The following is a 25,376-nucleotide window of genomic DNA, read 5'->3' on the forward strand; positions in this document are numbered from 1 at the left end:
ATCGTTTAATGTTAGGCAACAAAGGTAAAGGCAAAACCGCGCAGCTAAAAACAGCACGTGTAAAATCTACACAACGTCGTTTCTTTCTTCAATTGTTTTACTTTGCTGCACCATAAACAAGTTGAATGAAACATTTGCCCCTCAACCCGGAAATTTTTGTTACTAACCGCAAGCGCTTTGTTGAAAAGATGAAGCCGGCCAGCATTGCCATTTTTGTGAGCAACGACGAAGTACCGCGCAACGGCGATGCCATTTATACGTTTCAGCAAAACAGCGACCTGTATTGGCTTAGCGGCATTGAGCAGGAAGACAGCATGGTGATATTGTTTCCCGACAATCCCGATAAAAAATATCGCGAAGTATTGGTGCTCGTTCGCCCGAACGAGTTAAAAGAAAAATGGGACGGCAAGCGCCTGCGCAAAGAAGAAGCAACCGCCATCAGCGGCATCGAAACCATTGTGTGGTTAGACAGTTTAGATGGTTTGTTGCAACCCTGGATTCATTTAGCAGACAATGTTTTTTTAGACTCAAACGAGAACGACCGTAAGGCCAACCTGCTTCGTTCACGTGATTACCGTTTCATTGATGAAATGAAATCACGGTATCCTTTGCATCAATACGAACGTGCGGCGAGGGTTATGAAGGAATTGCGGGCCATTAAAACGCCACTGGAAATTGAGGTCGTAAAAAAAGCCGTTGCCGTTACGGGAAAAACTTTTGAACGGGTAATGAAGTTTATGAAACCCGGCGTAATGGAATACGAAATCGAAGCGGAGATCGTCCATTCATTTCTCAGCCAAAGAGCCAGCGGCGAAGCATACGGCAGCATCATTGCCAGCGGCGACAGGGCAAGAACGCTGCATTACGTTTCTAATAACCAGGAATGCAAAGACGGCGAATTGGTGCTGATGGATTTTGGCGCCTTGTACGGCGGTTATGCGGCCGATTTAACGCGAACCATTCCGGTGAACGGCAAGTTTACCCCGCGACAAAAAGAGGTTTACAATGCTTGCTTGCATTTGCACAACTACGCAAAGAGTTTGCTGAAGCCAGGAATATCCATTGTTGATTACACTGAAAAAGTTGGCGACGAGGCCACGGTACAATTCATGAAGATTGGCTTGCTGAAAGAAGAAGATTTTAAAAACGAGGACCCCGACAACCGAGCTTACCGTAAGTATTTGTATCACGGCATCTCACATCATTTGGGAATAGACGTTCACGATCTAGGTACTCGAACCGAACCCATTCAAGCGGGCATGTTGTTCACCGTTGAACCCGGCATTTATATTCAGGAAGAAGGCATGGGCATCCGCATCGAAAACAACGTGTGGATCACCGAAAATGGCAACGTTGATTTGTTTGAAGGCATCCCAATAACGGTGGAGGAAATTGAAGCGGTTATGACAAGGTAGTCCACAGACAACGGACAACGGTCCACAGGCGGGCATGCAAATTTTGACTGTTTGCCATTTGAAATCCAAAATGAAATAACCATCATGAATGACCATCTGCCGACCGTCGTCAGTTGACCATAAACCAAAACCAATGCCTTTCAAGTTTGAACAACTACAAGTTTGGAAATCAGCAATTGAATTAAGCGGAAGAGTTCATGAAATATGTAAACGCTTTCCCAAGGATGAACTTTTTATCCTGACAAGCCAAATAAAGCGAGCTTCCGATTCAGTTTCATTAAACATTGCAGAGGGTTCCACAGGTCAGTCAAACGATGAATTCAACCGCTTTCTCGGTTATGCGTTGCGCTCGGCCATTGAGGTTGTCAGTTGCCTGTATTTAGCGTTAAACCGAAAGTATATTTCTACAGACGAATTCAAAGAACTTTACGATTTCATAGATTCGCTCTGCAGAAAAATTCAAGCTTTACGAAACTCTCTAAAATAAACGCTCGTCAGTGGACCATTATCCGTTGACCGTGGACTAAATCATGAAACAAATTCCAAACCTTTTTACACTTCTCAATTTGTTTTTTGGCTGCATTGCCATTGTTTACATCATGCAGGTGGACAGCGGCATTGTTGCATTAAACGATGCCGGCGCTGCCGAAGTGGTGTTCCCCGAAAAAATGGCTCTCGGTGCCTTGTTTATCTTTTTCGCGGCAGCGGTTGATTTTTTCGACGGTTTTTTTGCCCGCATGTTAAAAGCCTCTACCGACAAGGGAAAACAACTTGACTCGCTGAGCGACGTGGTGAGCTTTGGCGTCGCGCCGGGAATGATTCTTTACCAATTGTTGCGATTGGGTTATGCGCAAAAGGAAGATGCTTTATCAACTTCCTTTGCTTTGCTGCTGCCAGCTTTTCTATTCTCCTGTGCCGTTGCCTGGCGGCTGGCAAAGTTTAACGTGAGCACCAACCAATCGGACAGTTTTAAAGGCGTTCCCTCTCCTGCTGCGGGTTTGGTGGTAGCCTCCTTTCCGCTCATCATTTGGTACGCCGATACAAACCCTTTGAGTTGGAAAGCAAGCCTGCACGTACCACAACTATTGATTAACGTTTGGTTGTTGTATGCCGTCATCATTCTTCTTAGTTATTTGATGACCTGTAACCGCACTTTTATCGCCATCAAGTTCAAAGACTATTCGCTGAAAAACAATTTGCTCAAATACATCCTAATTGCCCTCTCGCTTATTTGCCTCGTGGCTTTGCAATGGTTGGCTATTCCGATCGTCTTCGTTCTGTATTTGATCTTTTCCGCTTTTTCAAAGGAGCCCTCCGCGTTGGCTAAAGGCAACAATAACAAAACCGTTGACGTAACGGTATAAACGCGAAGCATCAAACGACAATCGTGAATTAAAGTTCACATTCAATCTCTATCCTAAATTTGCCCGCAAACAACAAAAGGAACAAACCATGAAATATTCGGTACAGGTTCATGTAATGCCACTAAAAGAATTGTTAGACCCGCAAGGCAAGGCGGTTTTAGGCGGATTAAAAAACCTGGGGCTAAATTCAGTAGAAGACGTTCGCGTGGGCAAGCATATTTCGCTGCAAATCGAAGCTTCATCTGAAGAAGAAGCAAAACGCATTGCCGAAGAGGCGAGCAAGAAATTGTTGGCCAATGCGGTGATGGAATTTTACGAAATCGAAGTTCATTAGTTGCCTCGGTTGATTGGTTGATTGGTTTTTGACAACTACTGGTCAACCACTCAACAAATCAACCAATCAACCAGCACATGCTCTACCTTGTTCCCACTCCCATCGGCAACTTAAAAGACATTACGCTTCGTGCTTTAGAGGTATTGCAGCAGGTAGATGTTATTCTTGCCGAGGACACAAGAACAACCTCAAAGCTGTTGAACCACTATCAAATTCAAAAGCCGCTCACGCCTTATCACCAGCACAACGAACACAAAATTCTTCAGCATTTAATTGACCAGTTAACAACCGGCAAAGTCATGGCCGTTGTAACAGATGCGGGAACGCCTGGCATTTCTGATCCCGCTTTTTTATTGGTGCGGGAGTGCATTAAAAACAATATCAAGGTAGAAAGTCTGCCCGGCGCAACGGCCTTTGTTCCGGCGCTTATCAACAGCGGTCTCACCACGAACCGTTTTTGCTTTGAAGGTTTTCTTCCGCTGAAAAAAGGGCGGCACACTTTACTCACACAATTAAGCAACGAAGAACGCACCCTTATTTTTTATGAATCGCCCATGCGCTTGATAAAAACATTGGAAGATTTCATTCAATATTTTGGCGCCGAACGCCAATGCTGTGTGAGCCGCGAGCTTACAAAAATGTTTGAAGAAAACGCAAGAGGCACGTTGCAGGAAGTGCACGATTACTTCGGACAAAAAACCGTAAAAGGCGAGATTGTGATTGTTGTCGAAGGCAAAGAATAAGTTGACCCTGGCAATGAAATTTGCTTTGTTTCCGCAGCCTCCAATAACTTATCAACCAATCAACTTATTAACTTAATCCCTATCTTCACAATTAGTTGCATAACTAACTAATTTCTGTATGAACAAACGAATCATCAAAAAGGTAGCGGTTTTAGGGAGCGGCGTTATGGGCTCACGCATCGCCTGTCATTTTGCGGGCATTGGTTTGCAAGTGTTGTTACTCGACATGGTTCCAACCGAAGCAAAAGAATCAACGGATAAGAATTTGCGCAACAAAATCGTGAACGATTCTTTGCAGGCGGCGATTAAAAGCAATCCCTCTCCTGTTTTTACCAAAGACGTTCCCAACCGCATTATCACCGGCAACTTTGATGACAACTTAAAGGATATTTCTGCCTGCGATTGGGTGATTGAAGTAGTGGTTGAACGCCTCGATGTCAAACAGGCACTTTACGAAAAAGTAGAACAATTTCGAAAGCCCGGAACGCTTATTACGTCCAATACATCGGGCATCCCCATTCATCTTTTGTCGCAAGGAAGAAGCGAAGATTTCAGGAAAAATTTCTGCGGCACGCACTTTTTTAATCCACCGCGTTACCTGCGTTTATTAGAAATTATTCCAACACCCGATACCGACAAAAGTGTTGTTGATTTTCTATTGCACTATGGCGATTTGTATCTCGGCAAAACAACGGTGCTTGCCAAAGACACACCGGCTTTTATTGCAAACAGAATTGGCGTATTTGGCATCATGGCCATCTTCCAGGCCGTTGAAAAATTGGGTTTGACGATTGATGAAGTCGACGCACTTACCGGCCCAATCATTGGCCGTCCGAAGTCCGCAACCTTCCGCACGGCAGACGTTGTGGGCATTGATACCCTTGTGAAAGTTGCGAAAGGCGTTTATGATAATTGCCCAACCGATGAACAACGCAGCACATTTCAAATTCCTTCGTGGTTAAATAAACTTGTTGAAAATAATTGGCTGGGCGACAAAGCCGGCCAGGGCTTTTTCAAAAAAGTAAAAGGCGCTGGCGGCGAAAAAGACATTCAAACGTTGAATCTGCAAACGCTTGAATACGCACCGCGACAAAAACCGAAGTTTGCATCGGTAGATGCTGCAAAACCGGTTGATGACCTAAAGCAGCAGTTAAAAATGTTGGTTGGCGCACAAGACAAAGCAGGTGAATTCTATCGTCAATTTCACTACGGGCTTTTCTCCTACATCTCGCACCGCATTCCTGAAATCAGCGACGAAGTTTACCGCATTGATGATGCGATGAAAGCCGGCTTTGGCTGGGAGATCGGCGCTTTCGAAAGCTGGGACGTATTGGGTGTTGAACGCACCGTTGCGGCAATGAAAGCTGCGGGTTATTCTGTTGCACCTTGGGTGGAAGACATGCTTGCTGCCGGCAACAAATCTTTCTATAAAGTTGAAGGCGGAAAGATGCTTGTTTACGATCCTTCGTCAACAACGTATAAGTCAATTTCCGGCAGCAATGAGTTTATCATTCTCAGCAATTACCAGGACAAAATTGTTTGGAAAAACAACAGTTGTAAACTGTATGACATCGGCGATAACGTTCTTGGTTTGCAATGGAACACAAAAATGAATTCCATCGGTGGCGATGTACTCACAGGCATCACCAAAAGCATTGAATTAGCGGAGAAAGATTTTAAAGGTTTGGTGATTGCAAACGAAGGCGCAAATTTTTCAGCCGGCGCCAACGTAGGAATGATTTTCATGATTGCGATTGAACAGGAATGGGACGAGTTGGACATGGCAATCCGAATGTTTCAAAACACGATGATGCGGGCACGTTATTCTTCGGTTCCGGTTGTTGTGGCGCATCACGGTTTGTCGTTGGGTGGTGCATGTGAACTCGCTTTGCACAGTGATAAGGTTTGCGCGGCTGCGGAAACTTACGTGGGTCTTGTTGAATTGGGCGTTGGATTAATTCCGGGCGGTGGCGGCACCAAAGAATTTGTGCTTCGTGCTTCCGATGAAATGCACGAAGACGAGCCCGAAACCATTACGTTAAAAAATCGTTTCCTCACCATCGCGACGGCGAAAGTTGCCACGTCGGCTTTTGAAGGATTTAACCTCGGCATCTACCGCAAAGGCCTTGACGAAGTGGTGATGAATCTTGACAGAAGAGTGATGGAAGCGAAAAAATCTGTGATAGAAATTTATGACAGCGGTTATGTGATGCCGACGCAACGAAAGGACATCAAAGCCATGGGACGCGATGTACTGGGGTCTTTGTATGCGGGCATTAACGGCATGACAAAAGCCGATTTCGCCACTGAACACGATGCAGTTGTTGCAAGAAAACTTGCTTACGTTATGTGCGGCGGCGATTTAAGCGAAGCCACGCTGGTAAGTGAACAATACTTGTTGGACCTGGAACGCGAAGCCTTTCTTTCTCTTTGCGGCGAACGCAAAACACTGGAAAGAATTCAAAGCGTGTTGAAAGGCGGCAAGCCTGTTCGCAACTAAACACAAATGGGGCACGCTGAGTTATACCATACCAAAAGTTTATTCGTTATTTCTTCGCACATCATCACGTACGGCAACGCTGCAAACGAAGCCGTAACGGAACAAATACGCGATGAAATAGAAATGATGTGGAACGAACCACAAGAAAAAATCATCTTCGGAAATCAATCTTATCTTATTCAATTCAACATCACCGCTCAATTAAAAAAAGATATTTCCGAACTGGAAGTTTTGCAAAACACCGATCCCCGAAACAATTATTTCCGCATCGAAGAATTTGCGCACGGCAGCATTTCGTTTGTGGACGGGCTGGGTTGCAACAGCGGTTATTTTCTTCTTGAAAATTTATACAAGGGTTCCACCACAGCGGCACACGAATACGGCCATACGCTTGGCCTTGACCATCCAAAAATCTTAGACATTCGCGGGCAGGGTGTGCCGGGTATTATGTATCCACGCGGAACGCTTGTGGACGCACGATACCAGTATGATCCTTCCGTTGCCGCAGGCTTAAAAGGCGGCACCATGCATCCAATGCACCGTAAAGTAAAACGGGAAGACATTGCGAACCTGAAATTGCAGCGGCTCGTTTTCCAAAACGGGAAAGCCACCGTTGGGGACTTTACCAACGTCTATCATTACAATCACACCGAAGCCGGTCCGGAAGACATTTTCCGGCCTTCTGTTTTCGGCTGATAAAAAACCTTACGGCCGCTCTTCCGGCGTAATAACCACCCCAAAAAACCCATTGGCGAAACGTCAATTCCTGCTTATATTAGTCTCTCTTCAAAACCTTTTTTAACCAACACACGTTATGAAAAAACTTCTGCTATTGCTGTGCGCCGGTTATGCCGCGTCGGCCTGGGCGCAGCCTCGCTTACCGAAAGACTACTACTGGCAAAAACTCGATAACGGTCTTGAAGTAGTGGTCATTGAAAACCACAAGGTGCCGCTCGCCACCATTGAGATTGCCGTCAAGAACGGCGCTTACACCGAAGGCCCGGAGTACAGCGGTCTTTCGCACCTTTTTGAACACATGTTTTTCAAAGCCAACAAGGATTATCCCGACCAGGAAAAATTTTTAAAACGCACACAAGAATTGGGCGCCATCTGGAACGGCACGACCGGCGAAGAAAGAGTGAATTACTTTTTCACGTTTGACAAGGACAGTCTTGAAGCCGGGTTGAAGTTTATGAATGCGGCCATTCGCTTCCCCATTTACCGCGAAGAAGACATGCAAAAAGAAAGGCCCGTTGTGGACGGTGAGTTTCAACGCGCCGAAAGTGATCCGTCCTTTCAATTATACTTTGAAGCAGGCAAGCGCATGTGGGGCGATTTGTTCACCCGCAAAAACCCCATCGGCGATCACGACATCATTAACTCCGCCACACCGGCCAAAATGATGGTGATTAAAGACAAATATTACTTGCCAAATAATTCTTTGCTCGTTGTTTGCGGCGACGTTAATCCTTCGCAAGCCTTTGCGATGGCCAAAAATATTTTCGGCGATTGGAAACCTTCGGAGTGGAACCCGCAAACAAAATATCCCATTCCGGAATTTGCACCCGTTGCCAAAACCGATTATTTCATCAAGGAATCATCCATTGCGCAGAACCCGCAGATCATGATGTTCTGGCAAGGCCCTGACACACGCAACGATTCGGCGGCCACCGTTGCAGCCGATGTGTTTTCAAAAATCCTTTCACTCAATTCAAGTAAATGGACACAGGCCTTGCGCGACAAAGGACTGGCGACGGCAGCCGATGTTGGTTACCAAACAAGCCGTTACGTAGGTCCTATTGGCGTTTACCTTACACCCATTCCAAGCAAGCTGAAAGAATGTTACACCGAAGCAATGAACCAGATAAAACACTGGGGCGATGGGGATTATTTTTCCGATGCCGATCTGGCTACGGCCAAAGCCGGTTTAAAGCGGCAGAAGATAAGACAGGAGGAAAAACCGTCGAGCCTTGCCTCGCAACTCACATACAATTGGGCCAGTACATCGCTTGATTACATGACCGATTATTTCGGCGCGATGGACAAAGTAACGCGGGCCGATATCCAGCGATACATTGCCAAATACATTACCGGCAAAACCTACGTGGCCGGCATGATCATCAACAAAGAAATGAACGACAAATACAAACCATCGGAATACTTTAAAAACTAAACCTCTCTGTCATGAAAAAAATATTTGCTTATTTATTATTGATAGGTGCATGCGCAAATGCGCAGGAAACCAAGCCTTACGAAATGATGGTGAGTGGCGTAAAAGTAATTGTAGTGCCGAGTGGCAACGAGATTGTGCAAGTGGACATGGTCATCAAGGGCGGTGTGCAAAACTACACCGCTGACAAAGCCGGCATTGAAAAATTAGCCATGACCGCTTTAACCGAATGCGGTACGTTGAAACATACCAAGAACGAATTTAAAAATGCTTTAGACGAGGTAGATGCCCGCATGAACGCTTACACGGGACAAGACGCAGCGCACATTCAGTTAAACTGCATCAAAAGCGATTTCGAAACCGTGTGGCCCTTGTACGCCGAGGCGATTACGATGCCGAAGTTTGATGCTAAGGAATTTGTCCGCATAAAGGAAGAAGCTATAAACCAGTTGCGTGAGGAAGAAAGCAATCCCGATGCTGCCTTGCAGAAGATGGCGATGCAAACGGCTTTCAAAGGAATGGATTATGCCAAGATGCCCAGCGGCACAATGGAAAGCCTGCAGAAACTAACGCCAGAAGCAACGAAGTCTTATCTCTCGTCGGTGCTCGCCAAAAATCAAATTTTTTTGGTGGTAGTTGGCGACGTGGCCAAAGAGGATTTGCAGGCGAAGATGACGGCACTGTTCGCCAAGCTTCCGCAAGGCAAACCATTTGTTTTAAAAAGAACAACCTACGTTCCGCAGGCAAACAGTTTTGCCGCGCAAAAGAAAGATAACGCTACCAATTACGTGATGGGATTTTCGGCAGCGCCGCAAGCAAACACCAAAGAATACTATCCCGCCTTGCTTGCTTCGAGAATGTTTTACGACAAAGCCTTTTTGGAAGTACGCACCAACAACGGTTTGTCGTATGCGCCTGCCGCGTGGATATCAACCGGGCTTACACCTTACTCGGCCATGTACGTTACCACAAAAGAACCCGACAAATACATTGCCGTAGCCCGCAACATGGTAGATAAACTAAAGAAAGACGGCTTTCCTGCTGATGACGTGAAGAACACAAAAACCACCTTTGCAACGTACCAGTATTACCAGAATGAAACCAATGGCTCATTGGCCGGTATGGTGTCGCGCAGCGAATTGCTGCAAGGTGATTGGCACAAGGCTTTTACCATGAAAGAAGACCTGGAGCCAGTAACCCCACAGGATGTGAACAACGTGTTTAATAAATACGTGAACAAGTTTACCTGGGTTTACCAGGGAGACCCGGCAAAGGTTAACCAGACTTTGTACACGCAGCCGCAAACGCCGCCGCTGCCCGAAAAGAAAAAAGCTTTTTAAAACTAACAGCGCCTCAACCGGGGCGCTTTTTTATTTGAGAAGAATGATGACGACCGAACCAACAATCATAATGACCGACCCAATCATTTTTTTGCGCACGTCTTTTTCATTGAACATCCGGTGGCCCAACCATACGCTGACGATGATGGAAAGCTGAAACAGCGCCAGCGCATAGCCTACGGGCATGTGATCAAAAGCGTAATTCGTTGTGGCCTGCATTGTGCCAATGCAAGCCACAAGCGAAGCATATTTACCCAAATCTGTCTGTTTTATTTTTTGCGTTTCTGCTTTTACGTTCACGCAGTAAACGAGCAAAAGAAGCAGGGAGAAAAACCCGCCAAACCAACACCAACTTAAAAAGGCAACGGACACTGATGACAGCAGAATAACTTTCTTCACAAACACGGCTTCAACCGCCGTGAAGACCATTGCCCACACACGAAACTGTATTTCGCGCCGCTTAAACAAGCTCCATGAAAATTTTTCTTCTGTTGTGTCCAACACGAAATAGCTTCCGTACACAATCGAAGCAATGCCGAGCAAGCCCCAGAGATTTGGAACTTCTCCTAACAGAAAAATTCCGACGACTATGCTTACGATAGCCTTGTACGAATTGATTGGTCCAAGCACCGAAAGCTCGCCTTTTTGCAGTGCCTTTACCAAAAAGCCGTTACCCAAAGCGCCAACGATTCCGCCTGCGATTGAATAAAACCAAAACGGCTGAGGCAAAGTTTTCCAATGCACGGTAAAAGCGATCACAAGGCATACAAGGGACAAAAGAAAATAAGTAAGAAAATTAACGAGCAAAGGATGATGTCCTTTTGCAGTGAGTTGCTTTTGAAAAACATTTCCCAAAGGATTGGAAACGATGCGTAGGGTAACGGCTACTGCCGTAAAAAAAGTTTCAATCAATGGGATTTGTTTTCTGGGTGCAAAATTAGGTGCGATAAGCGCGAATGAAAGTTGTGGTATCAACTTGCCAGGGAAAGCACATTCGTTTCTGAACGTACGGGCATGCCTTCTTATCTTTAAGAAAATTTCGCTGTATGGACAAGCATTTTCCGCTTCAATTTACATTGGATGATGGCATGCACGTGACCGTAAACAAAACCGGCAGCCACCTTTACGATTTTACACTGAAAACTGACAACAAGGAAGTGCGGCATTTCACGTACAACGATAGCGAAGAATTCACCGATGCAAAAGAAGCTTCGCTCGACTTCGATCAACTGAATGCCTTGCGCAAATTTTGGCTACTGACGAGGGATGAAGACTAGGCCGCTTCGTTGCTAAAGACGAATGTGTTTTTACTTAATGGCTGTTCTGCCTTCTCCTTCCAATTGCCTGACCGCATCCCCAATTTGCGGATACAAAAATTGATAACCTTGCGTCTGAATTTTTTCAGCGCTAACGGTTGCGCTTTTCAACACTTCAACACTCATTTCTCCCAAAGCGATTTTTAGAGCAACGGCCGGAACACGAACGGGGATATAAAATTTGCCTCTTTGTTTCGCCATCGTTAAAACGATCTCTTTGTTGGAAACCGGCTGTGGCGCCACGGCGTTATAAACACCGGAATAATATTCACTTTCAATAGCGGCAACGTACTGGGCTACCAAATCATCAATGTGAATCCAGCTAACGACCTGTTTGCCGCTTCCTAAAATCGTTGCCATTCCAAATTGCAGCGGCTTTTTAAATTCTGCGTAAGCACCGCCTTCGTTGCTCAACACAATTCCCGTTCGCAAAATCACAAGTCGTTTGTTCAACTGCCTTACCGGCTCTATGGCAAGCTCCCATTTTACGCAAGTCTGTCCCAAAAAATCATTGTGTGCGCCATCCGTTTCAACAAAAGGCCTTCGGTTTGGAACCTGCGAATCAGGGCCGTACCAGCCAATAGCCGAAGCACTGATAACGGCTTTTACTTTGTTAGAAATGGAGCTTAATGCTTTCACCAAAAGTTCGCCGCTCTTTACGCGGCTGTCAAGTATTTCTTTCTTTCGTTTGTCCGTCCATCTCACTTCGGCCACGTTAGCACCGGCCAAATGAACAATATAATCAGCTTCGCGAACGGCGTTTTCGTCTATCGTTCCCTCTTCAACGTTCCATTCTTTAAAATCAGGATCGTTTCCTTTTTTCTTCCGCGTAAGAATTACTGCACGATGCCCTTTGCGACGCAATTCTTTTGTCAATGCCGAACCAATCATACCAGAGCCGCCTGTAATTAAAATCGTTGCCATAGTGAAGGAACAAAGAAAAAGGAGGAATGGTTGATATGCCGCAAAATCGTTTTGGTGTAACGAAAATTGTGAAAGCGAAGCTTGTCGCTTACCTTCAAACCAAACTAAACCGCATTGCTGATGACGACAGTTCTCTCGGTTCAAAACCTTACGAAATTTTACGGCTCTATTCGTGCACTCAACGGTGTTTCGTTCGACGTTCCCAACGGAAGTGTGTTCGGCATTCTTGGTCCCAACGGCAGTGGCAAGACCACCTTGCTGGGCATTGTGATGGACATTTTAAAACCAACATCCGGCAGCTTCCAGTTTTTTGGCAAAACACCTGACGCCGATACGCGGAAGCATATTGGAACCTTGCTCGAAACGCCTAACTTTTATCATTATCTCTCCGGCGAACGCAACTTGCGCATTGCGGCCGAAATCAAACAAAAAGGCTACGACCAGATTGACGACGTACTCAAAAAAGTAAACCTTTACCAGCGCAAGGACAGCAAGTTCAGCACGTATTCGTTAGGCATGAAACAACGGCTTGCCATTGCGTCTGCGCTATTGGGAAATCCCGATGTTTTGGTCTTTGACGAACCGACGAACGGCCTTGACCCGGTTGGCATTGCGGAGATTCGCGATCTCATCCGGTTACTGGCCACCGAAGGCAAAACCATCATCATGGCCAGCCATATTTTAGACGAAGTAGAGAAGGTGTGCAGCCACGTCGCCATCATCCAAAAAGGTGACTTAAAAACGGTTGGTACGGTGACCGAAGTGCTTTCAAAGAATGCCGATCAAAACGTGGTGATTGAAATTGGTTCGGATAATCTTGAGCAGTTACTCGTTGTTGTGAAAACCTTACCAGGTGTGATCAACGCTTACGTTGAGGAAAATTTTGTTCGCGTTGTTTGTGAGCAAAGCGTAACGGCCAAAGAACTTAACCGCCTTTGTTTTGAAGCGGGCATTGTGCTGGACCGGCTCAACCTCAAACGCAAATCCCTCGAAACAACTTTCCTTGAAATCACCGGCAAAGTAAGCGACCGCTAAAAAGCCCAGTTAATAGGCTGATACGTTAATAAGTTACTATGTAATTGTTCGCACGGTTCTTAACTTATCAAATCGCATTACCTATCAACTGATTAACCAATTAACTTATCAACTAATCACCATGCTCCATCTGCTAAAAATCGAATGGCTGAAAATTAAAAACTACCGCGCCTTCTGGGTATTCGGTGTTCTGTATCTCGTTTCCATTTTCCTCATCAATTACATTGCGTGGAAAGCGCACCAACGCACCGTTGAGGCCATGCCTGCCAGCGAACAAATCCTCGGCAACCCGTTTGCGTTTCCCAAAGTGTGGCAAACCGTTGGATGGATGAGCAGTTGGCTGCTTTATTTTCCGGGCATGATCATCATCATGCTGATGGTGAACGAGTTTAATTTTAAAACGCACCGGCAAAACATCATTGACGGCTTGAGCCGCCAGCAATTCATCGGCGTAAAAATATTGCTTTGCGTCATCATGGCCGTGCTCATTACCATCATCAACGTCATCACCGGTTTTGTGTTTGGCTCGATGTCGCAGGGATCGTTTTCCTGGGAAGGATTTGAGAACATCGGCTACGTTTTTTTGCAGGCCATTGCTTACATCTTTTTTGCGCTCATGCTGGCCGTGCTTTTCCGCCGGAGCGGCCTTGCCATCATCGTTTTCATTTTGTACGGACTTATTTTTGAGTGGCTGGCGACGGCCCTGATGACCTTCAATTTTCACATGGCGCCCTATGGTTATTTCTTCCCGCTTCAGGTAACGGACGTGATGCTGCCCATTCCCTTTGGTAAAAAAGTTTTTTATCCCGACACGCCGGCTATAGGCGTGCTGATTGCGGCACTTGCGGTTTATCTTTTCGCCTACGTGTTTTTTACGCGGCGGAAATTTGTAACCGATGACTTGTAAGCAAAGCAACCAATCGCACGAAAAATCGGTCTCTAAAAGTTTTCGCGGCAATCGGCCATTCCTTGCGCCGATTGTTGTATTTTTCAAATCTGAATTGAACTGTTTTATGCAAGCAAGCCACAGCATTTTATTGGTGGAGGACGATGCAGACGACCGGTATATTATGCATCTGGCTTTCACCGAACTGACTTACACCGACCACATAAAAGTTTTTAACACAGGTGAAGAAATTTTAAGGTACCTGCACAACCTTCCCGATTCTTCGCTTTATCCGGCTTTGATTGTTTTGGATTACAACATGCCCGGCATGAACGGCGGCGAAGTGCTCATGCGCCTGAAGATGGACGACGCCCTTCGCGACATATCCATAGCAATGTACTCCACCGGCATGAGCACAATGGAATCAAAACTAAAAGCACTCGGCGCCTCTTATTGTTTTGAAAAAGGGCACCAGATTGGCGACGTGTACGCACTGGCCGAGAAACTGAAGGCCATTGTAGAAGGTGAAGAGGTGATTGAAAAAAAGTAAGAGACTTGTCGAAAGATTTTTGAATTGCCTGCAGAGTGATGCAGGCAATTTTTTTGCACCCTGCTTTTGGAATTCTATGAGGCTTTTGTTGCGTCACATCTTGTACGTTCAGCAAGTGTCTATTCGTTAAAGACTACTAACCTGAAGTTTACGTTGGCACGAACGCCAACCTGCGCAGCACTGCAGCCAGAAGTACATAAACAATGAAATCAATCCCGATAATCCTTCTCCAACCCTCTCTATCCGCGGGCATAAAAAAACCCCGCTGCGAGCAGCGGGGAACAACTAAAAACACAAGCCTATTCTGGAGTCCGGTAGTTGAAAACTACGTGGACGGCGGCTTCAATAGAAACAAACATTAATCGGGCTTCTTCCCGTCTAGAAATGTATTGATGGTGCTGATGGTCGCGTTGTTCTTGCCATCGCTTTTCACCGTGTAATTGCTGTAAAAATTCTCAACAGCCGATCTGCCCTGTTGCAAGTCCATGTTGCGGCGAATGTAGGCCGGCACGTTTTCGTACTCGTTGTTCGGGTCAGCCGCGTTCAGGTTGAACGACAGGTTGCGTAGCTTTTGCAAGCGGTCGGTTGCACGCTGCTTGTCGTCACCAGCATCGTTCACCGGCTGCTGTTCACCTGCCTTCGCTTGAGGCGTTTGTGGCGCATCGGCTGAAGGCTTTTCTTCACTTTGCGCTTCGGCTTTTATCACCAGTTTCATGTCCGACACCTCATCTTCTTTAAAAACATTTACAAGCGATGGCTTCGCGTCGTCCCGGGTATTTGCCTGCGGCGTTTCTTTCTTTGGCTCACTGTAAATATTCGAGGGCCGCGAAAGGTATCCTCCCGCTCCGGCGGCGGGTGCATTTTGCGAAGGCGCTGTTTTCTGTCCGCCCAAAATATTTTGGCGCAGGGCTTCAAACTTGTCTTCGAGCGCCTGCTTTTTGCGTTCCATTTCCACGCGTTCTTTTTCGCGTTCGGCCGCGGCAGTGTCCTCTTCGTCGGTTACAAACCTGAGTTGAATCGCCGGTGCAGGTGCTTCTTCTTTCGGCTCTTCTTCTTTTGTTGCCGTTCCGTCAAGGGAGAAAAGTTCGCGGGGTCCCTGCGGCTCTTCTTCTTCCTTAAAACTCAACTGCGGCATCGGTATGTCAGTAATGTTTTCTTCTTCGTCCACCAGCGTCGGCGCAAGCACATCCTCAGTTTTTTCTTCAATAACCGGTGCCGCTCTGGGGGCTTCTTTTTCCCCAAGCGTCATCACAATTTTTTCCTCCTGTGGCTGATGCTTGATGGCTACTTTTTTCACAAACGGATCTTTGTGCTCAAAACCGGTGGCGATGAGGGTGATGCCGATCTTTTCGCCCAGCGAATTGTCGTAACCCAGCCCCAAAATCACGTCGGTGTTCTCGCCCGCCTGGCTCAACAAATGCGTTTGAATGATCTCTACTTCGTCCATCGTGAACTCGTGTTCGCCCTCTGCAGAATTGATGTTGATGAGAATCCACTTGGCACCACGAATGTCGTTGTCGTTCAGCAGCGGTGAGTTCAATGCATCTTCAATAGCACGTTGCGCACGGTCTTCGCCCTCGCAGGCTGCGTTGCCTAAAATGGCCACACCACCGTTCTTCATCACCGTGCACACGTCGGCAAAGTCAACGTTGATTTGGCCTGTACTGTTAATAACGTCGGTGATGCATTTCGCGGCCGTCGCCAATACGTTGTCGGCTTTTGCGAAAGCGTCGCGCATTTTCAGGTTGCCAAATTGATGGCGCAGTTTGTCGTTGCTGATCACCAACAGTGTGTCAACGTACTGCTTTAAGTTCTTGATGCCTTCTTCGGCCTGCATCTGGCGCTTGCGGCCTTCGTACGAAAACGGGGTCGTAACGATGCCGACGGTTAGGATACCGAGATCTTTGCAAATTTTGGAAATGATGGGCGCACCGCCGGTTCCCGTACCGCCGCCCATACCGGCCGTAACGAAGGCCATCTTGGTGTTTACTTCCAAAATGCGTTTGATTTCTTCCAGGCTTTCTTCGGTTGCCTGGCGGCCAATGTCGGGATTGGCGCCGGCGCCAAGTCCTTGCGTAAGGTGGGGCCCAAGCTGCACTTTGTTAGGCACGGTGCTTTGCGTAATGGACTGTGCGTCGGTGTTGCAAATGATAAAGTTTACGCCTTCAATGTTTTGGCTGTACATGTGGTTGACGGCGTTGCTTCCGCCGCCGCCAATGCCGATCACTTTTATTATGGATGACTTTTCTTTGGGCAAATCAAAATGGATCATAAAATCGTTTTTTGTGTCGTCGCCTACAGCAACGACGGTTGAGAATTGTTTTGGGTGGAAGGACTGGGCTTGCTTGAGAATTATGAGTTATGAGTTAGAAATTATGAGTTGGTTTCAACATTCATAATTCATCATTCTAAACTCATAATTAATTACAGTTTCTCGTCTTCGTCTTCTTTAAACATTTCAATCAAACTGTTTTTGAATTTGGGCCAGAAATTCGTTAAACCCCTACTGCGGGCGGGTTTCATTGCACTGCCGTTCGCATCTACCAAAACCGATTCCTCGTGTATGATTTCCTGCTTCAAACCTTCGGGCACTTCCACTCTTTTATAAGTAGAATTAAACTGCTTGCGGTCATGCTCAAAATCATCATAGCCTTTTAAGATCAAACCCAAACAAGTGGCGTACGTTGGCTTGGCCAATTCGTCAATGTGGTTGGGTGCAAGATGCTCGTTGGGCAAGCCAATGCGTGCATTTAAACCCGTTGCGTATTCTGTCAATTGAATCAGGTGTTTCAACTGTGAGCCTCCACCTGTAAGAATGATGCCACCATTTAAATTTTTATTGTCTAATCCAACCTGTTTTAAATGGTAGGTCACAAAATCCAGGATTTCGCTCATGCGTGCCTGAATGATGTGCGCCAGATTTTTTACGCTGATTTCTTTGGCCGGCATGCCGCGCAGACCCGGAATGGTAATGTAGGCATTGGTCTTTGCTTCGTTGGCCAGCGCACTGCCGAACTGCACCTTCATTTGCTCTGCCTGAGTTTTTAAAACGCCCAGCCCTGTCTTGATATCATTGGTGATATTTTCTCCCGCAAACGGAATCACGGCTGTGTGTTTTAAAATCCCTTCATAGAAGATGGCAAGGTCGGTAGTGCCGCCGCCAATGTCCACAATGGCCACACCGGCTTCCAGGTCTTCTTCGGCCATTACGGCCGCCGCAGAAGCCAGTGGTTGCAACACCAGGTCCTTCGTTACCAGGTCCGATTTTTCCACCGAACGCTTGATGTTGCGGATAGCATTTTTGTCGCCGGTGATGATGTGAAAATTGGCGCCCACTTTTACGCCACTGTAGCCGATGGGGTCCTGAATGTTTTGAAAATTGTCAACGGTAAATTCCTGCGGAATTACGTCAATGATCTGGTCGCCGGCCGGAATGTACGTCTTGTACTGGTCGGCGATCAGTTGGTCAATCTCGCGTTGCGAAATTTCGTTTTCCGTTTCCTGCCGTACAATGTCGCCGCGGGTTTGCAAGCTCTTGATGTGATGCCCTGCAATGCCCACGTAAACTTCGTTGATTACCAAACTTGGGTTCGACGAATAGCAGGCTTCCAGCGCCTGCTTAATGGCCTTAATGGTTTCGTCAATGTTGAGGACTTGCCCGTGTTTCACGCCGTTGGAATTAGCGCGGCCAAATCCCAAAATCTCCAGCTTGTCGAACTCGTTCTTTCGTCCGGCAATCACGGCAATTTTGGTGGTTCCAATGTCAAGCCCCACAATAATTGGTTGCTCGTTGTTCATATTGTTGTTTTTAGTTGTTGCTCACGGATTACAAGGAAAAACGAATTGCACGGATTGGATGAACACTCTTCTTCCGTTTTCCTTTTTGTGGTTGCGCCTTTGCATAACCAATATTTTTTTGTACTGAGCAACAGTGCTGCTATTAAGCTTCTGTTGCGTCGCACACTTCAACGTTCGTCCCGCTATTCGGCAAGACCGCCCATTCCGGCTTGCACATTCGCTTCGGCTGGCGAGGCTTTGTGCGCCAGTAGCTTCTCCCTATTGGAAAAGCGTGAATGCGCTTAACGAGTAAACTAATACTCGTTCCTGCTTTTTGCCGGCATAACTGCCTTTGGCTTTAGCGTTTGTTTCTTAATCGGCTTTTTCGGTGGCTTTTGAGGACTGGGTTTCTGGATTTGGTTTTTCGCTGGATTGGATTTTTGTTGCCCTGGTCTATCAGCAGTTGATGGATTGTTCTCAGTCGTTGTTGGCTCTAACGGCGGTTCGGTCAACGAATCGTTTATTGTTGTTGGTTGCGCCTTTACCCACGGTATGGCAGGCAACGCATCATCCGGTTCTTCTTCCGCTGCTTTACGCTTCATCAGTTCTTCAATGTTCTTCTGCAGTTGAATGGAATCAACAACCGAGGTCGGTCCTTTGCGAACCGCAACAACCTGGCCTTCAAACTGCACGTCAAGCGTACTGTATTTTGCAAGGCCCGCTTTGGGCAGGACCTGCTTGTAAAAAATCATCAGGTTGTTCAGCTTCTTTTCCACGTCTTCGCCGTAACCGAGTTTGATGATGTGGCTTCCAATCACAGGCACCAGCTCAAACTTTCGTTCGGGTGTAATGTCTATCTGCCCTATTTGCGCATTCCAGAACGAATCCTTCACAATTGCCGCAACCACGTCTTTCAAACCCCGCAGTGTTATGCTGTCTTTCGCGTTAAACCTTTTATCGCTTGTGAAGCCCGTAACCACCGGTAGCCTGACGCTGTAGGTCTCCAGCAAGGGCAATTGAAAACCCGAACTGTCAATGTAAAACGAAGCGCCGGCCGTATTGAATACTCTTGCTATCGGTTGTCGTTCCCAAACCGAAACGTGCAGCACGTCTTTCGTGTCTAAATAAATTTCAGCATCGCGTATCCACGGATTTGCTTCCAGGGTTCTTTCCAGCGCACCCAGGTTCAGGTCGCCAAAATGTTTGTTTACAACTGGCCCCTTTGCCGTGTGCTCGATTGTTTTCAACACGTCGCCTTTCTGCACATAAAGCGTTTCTCCGTCGCCGTTAATAGAAACCGTTACACCCTTGCAGGTACGTGATTTTGTTTTGCCATTGGCCGCAATGACCAGCGTGGCAATACCACCCAGCACCGCAATCCACGCAGCGAAGAAAAGAATACGATATATGGGTCGTTTAAACTTCAATCGTTTTTTATTTAGAAGTTGATTGGTTGATAAGTTGACAGGTGCTTGGCTGCGTCAACGTACTTTTCAACGAATCAACTTATCAACCAATCAACATTTCCTTCACCGGTTTCACCAATGCATCAATGTCACCCGCGCCGGCCATCACCATCACTTCACCAAATTCCTTGTTCAATTCTTTTGCGTGCTGTTTCATCCACGCTAAAAATTCTTCTTTCGATAAGACTTGCTTATCATCCCGTTCCACGCCTTTCAAAATCATTTCGCTGCTCACGCCTTCAACGGGCAGTTCCCTGGCCGGATAAATGGGCAAAAGAATTACCCGGTCGGCAATGGACAATGCGTCGGCAAAGCCACCGGCCAGGTCGCGGGTTCTGCTGAATAAATGCGGTTGGAAAATGATCGTCACCACACGCTGCGGGAACAAGCTTCGAACACTCGTGAGCAAAGCTCTCAACTCCTCGGGATGATGCGCATAATCATCGACCAACACGGGTTGCACGTAGGCGCCTTCGCTGAATTTTTTCGGTGGAATCACGTACTCAAACCTTCGGTGCACGCCTTTAAATGCCGCAAGGGCCGCTTTAACTTTTTCGTCGTCAATTTTTAACGACGAAGCCACCGCAACCGCAGCCACAGCATTCTCCACGTTGTGCATGCCGCCGATCCGCAACTCGCAATTTGAAAGAACTTTATCTTTTAGCTGAACATCGAAACGATAACCGCCTTCTTCTATTTTTATTCGGGCCGCAAATATATCGGCTGCATCGTTCTGAAGACTGTATGTCCAGCGTTTTTTTACCGTTGTTTCTTTTAATCGCTTTAAACCAAATTTACCGATGAGCAGGCCGCCTTCTTTTACCTTGTTGGCAAACTGCACAAACGCATCCTGCACCGCTTCCTCATCACCATAAATATCCAGGTGATCAGCATCCATAGCCGTAATTACCGCTACGTCCGGACTCAACTTCAAAAAGCTACGGTCGTATTCGTCGGCTTCAATCACACACACGTTGTTGTCGCTGCTCCAAAAGTTTGTGTCGTAGTTAGACGCAATACCGCCGAGGAATGCGTTGCAACCATAACCGCTGTGCCGCAGGATGTGTGCAACCATTGTTGTGATGGTTGTTTTGCCGTGCGTGCCACCGATACAGATGTTAAAAGAACTTTCGCTGATGGCTCCTAACACGTCGCTGCGTTTGACAACGTTGTAACCGTTCGTTTGATAATAAACCAACTCTTTGTGGTCTTTTGGAACGGCCGGCGTGTACACCACCAAAGCAACGTCTTTCGGAACGGCTGCCACGTCTTCTGTGTAATGAATCTCCGCCCCTTCTGCACGAAGTGCTTTTGTCAGCGCTGTTTCCGTTTTGTCGTAACCACTAACCTTAATCCCTTTTGAAAGGAAGTAACGGGCAAGGGCACTCATGCCGATGCCGCCGATGCCAATGAAATAAACCCTCCGCGAAGGAGAATCCAGTATTTCCTGTATGTTCACCGTAGGGTTCATCCGGCAGTTAGTTCCTTAGTTTATTGTTTTCAAAATTTCGTCTGCAATTTTTTTGTCTGCATCGGTTACCGCCAATGCAGAGATGTTTTCTTTCAACTTGGTTTGCTTTGTTTCATCATTTGCCAACGCAATGATGGTTGATACGACTTTCTCCTTTGCTTCGCTATCCTTCACCATTAATGCGGCATCTTTTTTCACAAGGTTTTGTGCGTTCACCGTTTGGTGGTCTTCGGCAGCAAACGGATAGGGCACGAACAAAACGGGCTTTCTCACCACGCACAATTCGGCGATTGCCATCGCCCCGGCTCTTGAGACAACAATATCCGCTGCTGCATAGGCATATTGCATTTCTTTTATGAAATCGCTAACCCAAACATTTTCTTTTTTCGCGGCCGCATCCTCCCATCTCTGTGCGCCGGTCTTGCCGGTTTGCCAAATCAGTTGCAGGCCTGCGTTCGTTAATTCAATCAAACCGTTTTCAATGGCTTCGTTGATGGACCGCGCACCCAAACTCCCTCCCACAATTAACACCGTTTTCTTTCCCGGCTGTAAATTAAAAAAGCGCAAGGCTTCTTCTTTTGCAACGGTCGCAACGTTCACAATGTCGGGCCGCACAGGGTTGCCCGTAATCATAATTTTTTCTTGCGGAAAGAATTGCTGCATGTTATCGCTTGCCACAAACACCTTTGTTGCCTTTTTCCCCAAGAGCATGTTTGACTTTCCCGCGAACGAATTTGATTCGTGAACGAAGGAAGGAATGCCCTTTGCCTGCGCAAAACGCAAAACCGGAAAGGATGAATAACCACCCACGCCAATCACGGCATTGGGTACAAACTTTTTAAAGATGCGGCGCACCTGCAAAAAGCTTTTCACCAGCTTGGCCGGCAGACTTATGTTTTTTATCAAAGAGCTTCGGTTAAAACCCGCAATGTCTAATCCTTCTATTTTGTATCCCGCTTGCGGCACTTTCTCCATCTCCATTTTCCCCTTTGCTCCGACAAACAAAATTTCAACTGTATTGTCTGCTTTTTTCAACGCATTGGCAATGGCAATTGCAGGGAAAATGTGCCCGCCTGTTCCACCGCCTGCTATGATGATTCGTTTTGCCATTCGTTACATTACCTTCTATTCATTTTCGGTGGACGTGCCAAGGGCTGTCCCTACGCAAGTGCTGGTTTTGCCGCTGTTGATTCTTCTACTTCTTCGTCTTCCTCGTCATATTCTTCTTCGTCTATTTCGTCGTACTCTTTGTTTGCTTCCGCTGCTTCCTGCGCTTTCTTCCCTTCAAGGCCTTCAACGTTGCGGGCTACACTTAAAATAATGCCAATAGACAAACACGTAAACAAAAAACTACTACCGCCCATGCTCACAAGCGGAAGCGTAACACCGGTAACGGGAAAGAGATTCACGTTCACCGCCATGTTGGCCATGGCCTGAATGACCAACGTAAAGCTTAATCCCAATGCAAGGAAGGCACCGAATGCGTAGGGACATTTTTTAAACAACCGTATGCTTCGAAACAAAAACACGAGGTAAATAAAGATGATAAACGCACCGCCAAGCAAACCGTATTCTTCAATCAGCGTGGCATAGATGTAATCATTGTAAGCCTGTGGCAAAAAATTTCTTGCTTCGCCATTGCCGGGGCCTTTACCCAACACACCGCCGCGTGCAATGGCAATCTTTGCCTGGTTTACCTGGTAATGATCGTCGTCGTTGGCGCCTTCTTTCGAACCGTACATAAAGTTTTCCACGCGGCCGATCCAGGTGTCCACGCGGGCAAAAAGACGCGAAGATTTTTCTTTCTTTTTTGTTGTGGCCACTTCATCTTCCGCATCACCGGATTTGTGCTTGATAACCGCTGCCATAATTAAAAAGCTCACGGGAATTAACGCACAACCAATCGTCAATAGAATATGCTTCATGCTTACCCTTCCGATGAACATGAGCAACATGCAGCTTGCACCCAGCAACAAAGCCGTGGACAGATTGGCCGGCGCAATCAACATGCACACAACCGCAACGGGAATGATGACAGGAAGAAATCCTTTTTTAAAATCCTTGATCTTGTTCTGCTTGCGGCTAAGCATTCTTGCCAAAAACATGAAAAGCGCAAGCTTTGCCAAATCGGAAGTCTGCATTGTCATGTTGATGATGGGCAGGCGAATCCAGCGGCTTCCTTCGTTCATGCGCACGCCAAAGAACAGCGTGTAAAAAAGCAAAGGAATAGACAAGAGCAAAAGAATCTTGGCAACTTTGGAGTAGATGGTGTAATTAACCCGGTGGGCAAAATAGATGATGACAAAACCAATGGCAATGAACGCAATTTGCTTGAAAAGATAAACTTCCGTATTGCCTTTGTAGTTTTTATAGGCCAACGAACCGGTAGCACTGTACACCACCAGCAAGGACACAAGTCCAAGTAACAACACCAAGGCCCAAATCACCTTGTCGCCGCTGGTTTTTTGCAGCAGCGCCTTGGTCTTTATGTTTTGCGCCAGGTCAGAAAATTTTATGTCTTGTGGTTCGGTCATTGTTTTTACAGTTGGAGTTTTTCAAGGTATAGCAACGATAGTGGTTGGCTGTTGTTCGTTGATTGTTGGTCGTCTTTGGCCAACGGTCAATATCCAACGATCAACTATAAATTTTTCACCGCTTCTTTAAACTGCTTCCCGCGATCTTCGTAATTGCTGAACAAATCAAACGACGCGCAGGCCGGACTTAACAACACCACATCGCCTGGAGCAGCAACCTGAAACGCAGCCTGTACCGCGTTTTCTGCACTGCCGGTGTCAACCAATCTCGTAATACCATCAAACGCAGCATGAATCTTTGAATTGTCCACACCCATGCAAACAATGGCTTTTACTTTCTCTTTTACCAAGTCTTCAATGAGAGTGTAGTCGTTGCCTTTATCCACACCACCCAAGATCAAAATCGTTGGCTTGGTCATACTTTCCAACGCATACCAGGTTGAATTCACGTTGGTAGCCTTGCTGTCGTTAATAAATTCCACTCCCCGCACCGTGGCCACCGGCTCCATCCGGTGCTCCAGGTTTTCGAAGGTTTGCACCGCTTCCCGGATTTTGTTTTTCCGGATATCCATCGTTGCTCCCGCTACACTTGCTGCCATGGTGTTGTATTGGTTGTGTTTTCCTTTTAACGCAAAATCATAAACGCTCATGCTCTGCTCTTCCGAGCCGGTTTTGACGTGCATTTCGTCGTTCTGAATGTAGCCACCTTGGTTAACCTTCTGCTTCATACTCATTGGTAATTGAATTGAGTGAATGGGGTTTCGTTCCATGTATTGGATGATGACATCATCATCCAGGTTATAAATAAAATAATCGCCTGATGTCTGGTTCATCGCAATGCGAAACTTGCTGCGGATGTAGTTTTCAAACCTGTAATCGTACCGATCCAGATGATCTTCCGTGATATTAAGGAGCACGGCCACATCGGGACGAAACCTTACAATGTCATCCAACTGGAACGAGCTAATTTCCGCTACGTACAAAGGCTTTGGGTCTTCGGCCACTTGTTTGGCAAACGAATAACCAATGTTGCCAACCAGCGCGCAATCCAAGGCCGCCGTTTTGCAGATGTGATAGATAAGCGACGTTGTCGTTGACTTTCCGTTGCTTCCGGTGATGGCGATGATCTTGCTTTCGCCCTTGTGCCGGTACGCCAATTCAATTTCGCTGATGACAGAAACGCCTTTCGCCCTTAACTTTTTCACCCACGCATTTTTTTCGGGAATGCCCGGGCTTTTCACCACTTCATCGGCGTTCAGCAACTCATCTTCGTTCACTCCACCTTCTAAAAAAAGCACACCTGCTTTTTGCAATTCGCTGCGATAACCTTCTTTCAAAGAGCTTTCATCCATTAACGTCACGTCGTAGTCTTTCTTCTTCGCCAACACCGCCGCACCTACGCCGCTTTCGCCACCGCCAAGTATCACGAGTTTGCGCTTCATGCAGTAGCTTTCGGTTGACAGTTGACTGTTGTCCGTTGTCCGCTCGACAGGTTAGGTTGGTTTTTCAAAAGCATCGTCATTTCCGTTGTTTGTTGTTGGTTCATCATTA

Annotated in this window: 22 protein-coding genes; 13 read left to right on the forward strand and 9 right to left on the reverse strand. The window is 46.6% G+C overall.

The features are described 5' to 3' along the window. The first annotated feature begins 125 nt into the window (after positions 1-125). From FSB75_RS08950 to FSB75_RS08990, 9 genes are all read left to right on the forward strand, one after another. A complete protein-coding gene (locus tag FSB75_RS08950) occupies positions 126-1,415 on the forward strand; it encodes an aminopeptidase P N-terminal domain-containing protein (RefSeq protein ID WP_146785854.1) in 1,290 nt (429 codons plus the stop codon). A 133-nt stretch (positions 1,416-1,548) separates the two neighbouring features. Continuing rightward, positions 1,549-1,902 carry a four helix bundle protein gene (locus tag FSB75_RS08955; protein WP_146785858.1) on the forward strand — a complete coding sequence of 118 codons (354 nt, stop codon included), beginning with the start codon at positions 1,549-1,551 and terminating at the stop codon, positions 1,900-1,902. A 43-nt stretch (positions 1,903-1,945) separates the two neighbouring features. Then, positions 1,946-2,779 (forward strand): CDP-alcohol phosphatidyltransferase family protein, encoded by an 834-nt coding sequence (locus FSB75_RS08960; protein WP_146785861.1) that lies wholly within the window; start codon positions 1,946-1,948, stop codon positions 2,777-2,779. 88 nt (positions 2,780-2,867) lie between these two features. Next, positions 2,868-3,113: a phosphoribosylformylglycinamidine synthase subunit PurS gene (gene purS / locus FSB75_RS08965; protein WP_146785865.1), complete on the forward strand. Its 246-nt coding sequence runs from the start codon at positions 2,868-2,870 to the stop codon at positions 3,111-3,113. Positions 3,114-3,190: 77 nt separating this feature from the next. Continuing rightward, on the forward strand, positions 3,191-3,856 hold the full coding sequence (gene rsmI / locus FSB75_RS08970) for a 16S rRNA (cytidine(1402)-2'-O)-methyltransferase (protein ID WP_146785869.1): 666 nt from the start codon (positions 3,191-3,193) through the stop codon (positions 3,854-3,856). A gap of 118 nt (positions 3,857-3,974) precedes the next feature. Continuing rightward, the gene (locus FSB75_RS08975; RefSeq protein WP_146785872.1) at positions 3,975-6,356 is read left to right on the forward strand and encodes a 3-hydroxyacyl-CoA dehydrogenase/enoyl-CoA hydratase family protein; all 2,382 of its coding nucleotides are present in this window, start codon (positions 3,975-3,977) and stop codon (positions 6,354-6,356) included. A 6-nt stretch (positions 6,357-6,362) separates the two neighbouring features. Continuing rightward, the gene (locus FSB75_RS08980; protein ID WP_146785875.1) at positions 6,363-7,052 is read left to right on the forward strand and encodes a peptidase M10; all 690 of its coding nucleotides are present in this window, start codon (positions 6,363-6,365) and stop codon (positions 7,050-7,052) included. A gap of 118 nt (positions 7,053-7,170) precedes the next feature. Next, positions 7,171-8,529 carry a M16 family metallopeptidase gene (locus FSB75_RS08985; protein ID WP_146785877.1) on the forward strand — a complete coding sequence of 453 codons (1,359 nt, stop codon included), beginning with the start codon at positions 7,171-7,173 and terminating at the stop codon, positions 8,527-8,529. A gap of 11 nt (positions 8,530-8,540) precedes the next feature. After that, on the forward strand, positions 8,541-9,866 hold the full coding sequence (locus tag FSB75_RS08990) for a M16 family metallopeptidase (RefSeq protein WP_146785880.1): 1,326 nt from the start codon (positions 8,541-8,543) through the stop codon (positions 9,864-9,866). Between the two features lie 30 nt (positions 9,867-9,896). Here the strand turns inward: FSB75_RS08990 and FSB75_RS08995 are convergent, their stop codons facing one another. After that, positions 9,897-10,778, reverse strand: coding sequence for an EamA family transporter (locus tag FSB75_RS08995; RefSeq protein WP_146785883.1), 882 nt, complete (start codon positions 10,776-10,778; stop codon positions 9,897-9,899). A 134-nt stretch (positions 10,779-10,912) separates the two neighbouring features. On the opposite strand from FSB75_RS08995, the gene FSB75_RS09000 reads away from it, so the two are divergent. Next, positions 10,913-11,143: a hypothetical protein gene (locus FSB75_RS09000; protein WP_146785887.1), complete on the forward strand. Its 231-nt coding sequence runs from the start codon at positions 10,913-10,915 to the stop codon at positions 11,141-11,143. 30 nt (positions 11,144-11,173) lie between these two features. On the opposite strand, the gene FSB75_RS09005 is transcribed toward FSB75_RS09000, so the two are convergent. Further along, positions 11,174-12,106 carry a TIGR01777 family oxidoreductase gene (locus FSB75_RS09005; protein ID WP_146785891.1) on the reverse strand — a complete coding sequence of 311 codons (933 nt, stop codon included), beginning with the start codon at positions 12,104-12,106 and terminating at the stop codon, positions 11,174-11,176. Between the two features lie 120 nt (positions 12,107-12,226). Here FSB75_RS09005 and FSB75_RS09010 point away from each other — a divergent pair, with 120 nt between their 5' ends. From FSB75_RS09010 to FSB75_RS09020, 3 genes are all read left to right on the forward strand, one after another. Further along, on the forward strand, positions 12,227-13,141 hold the full coding sequence (locus FSB75_RS09010) for an ABC transporter ATP-binding protein (protein WP_146785894.1): 915 nt from the start codon (positions 12,227-12,229) through the stop codon (positions 13,139-13,141). Between the two features lie 121 nt (positions 13,142-13,262). Beyond that, positions 13,263-14,048: an ABC transporter permease gene (locus FSB75_RS09015; RefSeq protein ID WP_146785897.1), complete on the forward strand. Its 786-nt coding sequence runs from the start codon at positions 13,263-13,265 to the stop codon at positions 14,046-14,048. Between the two features lie 106 nt (positions 14,049-14,154). Further along, positions 14,155-14,577, forward strand: a complete 423-nt coding sequence (locus FSB75_RS09020) for a response regulator (RefSeq protein ID WP_172623106.1) — start codon at positions 14,155-14,157, stop codon at positions 14,575-14,577. A 358-nt stretch (positions 14,578-14,935) separates the two neighbouring features. Here the strand turns inward: FSB75_RS09020 and ftsZ are convergent, their stop codons facing one another. From ftsZ to murD, 7 genes are all read right to left on the reverse strand, one after another. Further along, positions 14,936-16,849, reverse strand: coding sequence for a cell division protein FtsZ (ftsZ, locus tag FSB75_RS09025; protein WP_146785902.1), 1,914 nt, complete (start codon positions 16,847-16,849; stop codon positions 14,936-14,938). 152 nt (positions 16,850-17,001) lie between these two features. Next, the gene (gene ftsA, locus FSB75_RS09030; protein WP_146785905.1) at positions 17,002-18,375 is read right to left on the reverse strand and encodes a cell division protein FtsA; all 1,374 of its coding nucleotides are present in this window, start codon (positions 18,373-18,375) and stop codon (positions 17,002-17,004) included. Positions 18,376-18,668: 293 nt separating this feature from the next. After that, positions 18,669-19,781 carry a cell division protein FtsQ/DivIB gene (locus tag FSB75_RS09035; RefSeq protein ID WP_146785908.1) on the reverse strand — a complete coding sequence of 371 codons (1,113 nt, stop codon included), beginning with the start codon at positions 19,779-19,781 and terminating at the stop codon, positions 18,669-18,671. An 82-nt stretch (positions 19,782-19,863) separates the two neighbouring features. Continuing rightward, the gene (murC, locus tag FSB75_RS09040; RefSeq protein WP_146785911.1) at positions 19,864-21,291 is read right to left on the reverse strand and encodes a UDP-N-acetylmuramate--L-alanine ligase; all 1,428 of its coding nucleotides are present in this window, start codon (positions 21,289-21,291) and stop codon (positions 19,864-19,866) included. Between the two features lie 15 nt (positions 21,292-21,306). Then, a complete protein-coding gene (gene murG, locus FSB75_RS09045) occupies positions 21,307-22,401 on the reverse strand; it encodes an undecaprenyldiphospho-muramoylpentapeptide beta-N-acetylglucosaminyltransferase (protein ID WP_146785914.1) in 1,095 nt (364 codons plus the stop codon). Positions 22,402-22,451: 50 nt separating this feature from the next. After that, on the reverse strand, positions 22,452-23,825 hold the full coding sequence (locus tag FSB75_RS09050) for an FtsW/RodA/SpoVE family cell cycle protein (RefSeq protein ID WP_146785917.1): 1,374 nt from the start codon (positions 23,823-23,825) through the stop codon (positions 22,452-22,454). Positions 23,826-23,929: 104 nt separating this feature from the next. Further along, positions 23,930-25,267 carry a UDP-N-acetylmuramoyl-L-alanine--D-glutamate ligase gene (murD, locus tag FSB75_RS09055; protein WP_146785919.1) on the reverse strand — a complete coding sequence of 446 codons (1,338 nt, stop codon included), beginning with the start codon at positions 25,265-25,267 and terminating at the stop codon, positions 23,930-23,932. Between the last annotated feature and the right edge of the window lie 109 nt (positions 25,268-25,376).

The sequence above is a fragment of the Flavisolibacter ginsenosidimutans genome (genome assembly GCF_007970805.1).
Lineage (GTDB): Bacteria > Bacteroidota > Bacteroidia > Chitinophagales > Chitinophagaceae > Flavisolibacter > Flavisolibacter ginsenosidimutans.

Bases quoted from the DNA above. Each gene is read 5' to 3' on its own strand.
- murG (WP_146785914.1), bottom strand. From the start codon at position 22,401: ATGGCAAAACGAATCATCATAGCAGGCGGTGGAACAGGCGGGCACATT.
- purS (WP_146785865.1), top strand. From the start codon at position 2,868: ATGAAATATTCGGTACAGGTTCATGTAATGCCACTAAAAGAATTGTTA.
- FSB75_RS08990 (WP_146785880.1), top strand. From the start codon at position 8,541: ATGAAAAAAATATTTGCTTATTTATTATTGATAGGTGCATGCGCAAAT.
- FSB75_RS08985 (WP_146785877.1), top strand. From the start codon at position 7,171: ATGAAAAAACTTCTGCTATTGCTGTGCGCCGGTTATGCCGCGTCGGCC.
- FSB75_RS08980 (WP_146785875.1), top strand. From the start codon at position 6,363: ATGGGGCACGCTGAGTTATACCATACCAAAAGTTTATTCGTTATTTCT.
- ftsZ (WP_146785902.1), bottom strand. From the start codon at position 16,849: ATGATCCATTTTGATTTGCCCAAAGAAAAGTCATCCATAATAAAAGTG.
- FSB75_RS09020 (WP_172623106.1), top strand. From the start codon at position 14,155: ATGCAAGCAAGCCACAGCATTTTATTGGTGGAGGACGATGCAGACGAC.
- FSB75_RS08955 (WP_146785858.1), top strand. From the start codon at position 1,549: ATGCCTTTCAAGTTTGAACAACTACAAGTTTGGAAATCAGCAATTGAA.
- murC (WP_146785911.1), bottom strand. From the start codon at position 21,291: ATGAACCCTACGGTGAACATACAGGAAATACTGGATTCTCCTTCGCGG.
- murD (WP_146785919.1), bottom strand. From the start codon at position 25,267: ATGAAGCGCAAACTCGTGATACTTGGCGGTGGCGAAAGCGGCGTAGGT.
- FSB75_RS09005 (WP_146785891.1), bottom strand. From the start codon at position 12,106: ATGGCAACGATTTTAATTACAGGCGGCTCTGGTATGATTGGTTCGGCA.
- FSB75_RS08960 (WP_146785861.1), top strand. From the start codon at position 1,946: ATGAAACAAATTCCAAACCTTTTTACACTTCTCAATTTGTTTTTTGGC.
- FSB75_RS09050 (WP_146785917.1), bottom strand. From the start codon at position 23,825: ATGACCGAACCACAAGACATAAAATTTTCTGACCTGGCGCAAAACATA.
- ftsA (WP_146785905.1), bottom strand. From the start codon at position 18,375: ATGAACAACGAGCAACCAATTATTGTGGGGCTTGACATTGGAACCACC.
- FSB75_RS09015 (WP_146785897.1), top strand. From the start codon at position 13,263: ATGCTCCATCTGCTAAAAATCGAATGGCTGAAAATTAAAAACTACCGC.
- rsmI (WP_146785869.1), top strand. From the start codon at position 3,191: ATGCTCTACCTTGTTCCCACTCCCATCGGCAACTTAAAAGACATTACG.
- FSB75_RS09010 (WP_146785894.1), top strand. From the start codon at position 12,227: ATGACGACAGTTCTCTCGGTTCAAAACCTTACGAAATTTTACGGCTCT.
- FSB75_RS08950 (WP_146785854.1), top strand. From the start codon at position 126: ATGAAACATTTGCCCCTCAACCCGGAAATTTTTGTTACTAACCGCAAG.
- FSB75_RS08975 (WP_146785872.1), top strand. From the start codon at position 3,975: ATGAACAAACGAATCATCAAAAAGGTAGCGGTTTTAGGGAGCGGCGTT.
- FSB75_RS09000 (WP_146785887.1), top strand. From the start codon at position 10,913: ATGGACAAGCATTTTCCGCTTCAATTTACATTGGATGATGGCATGCAC.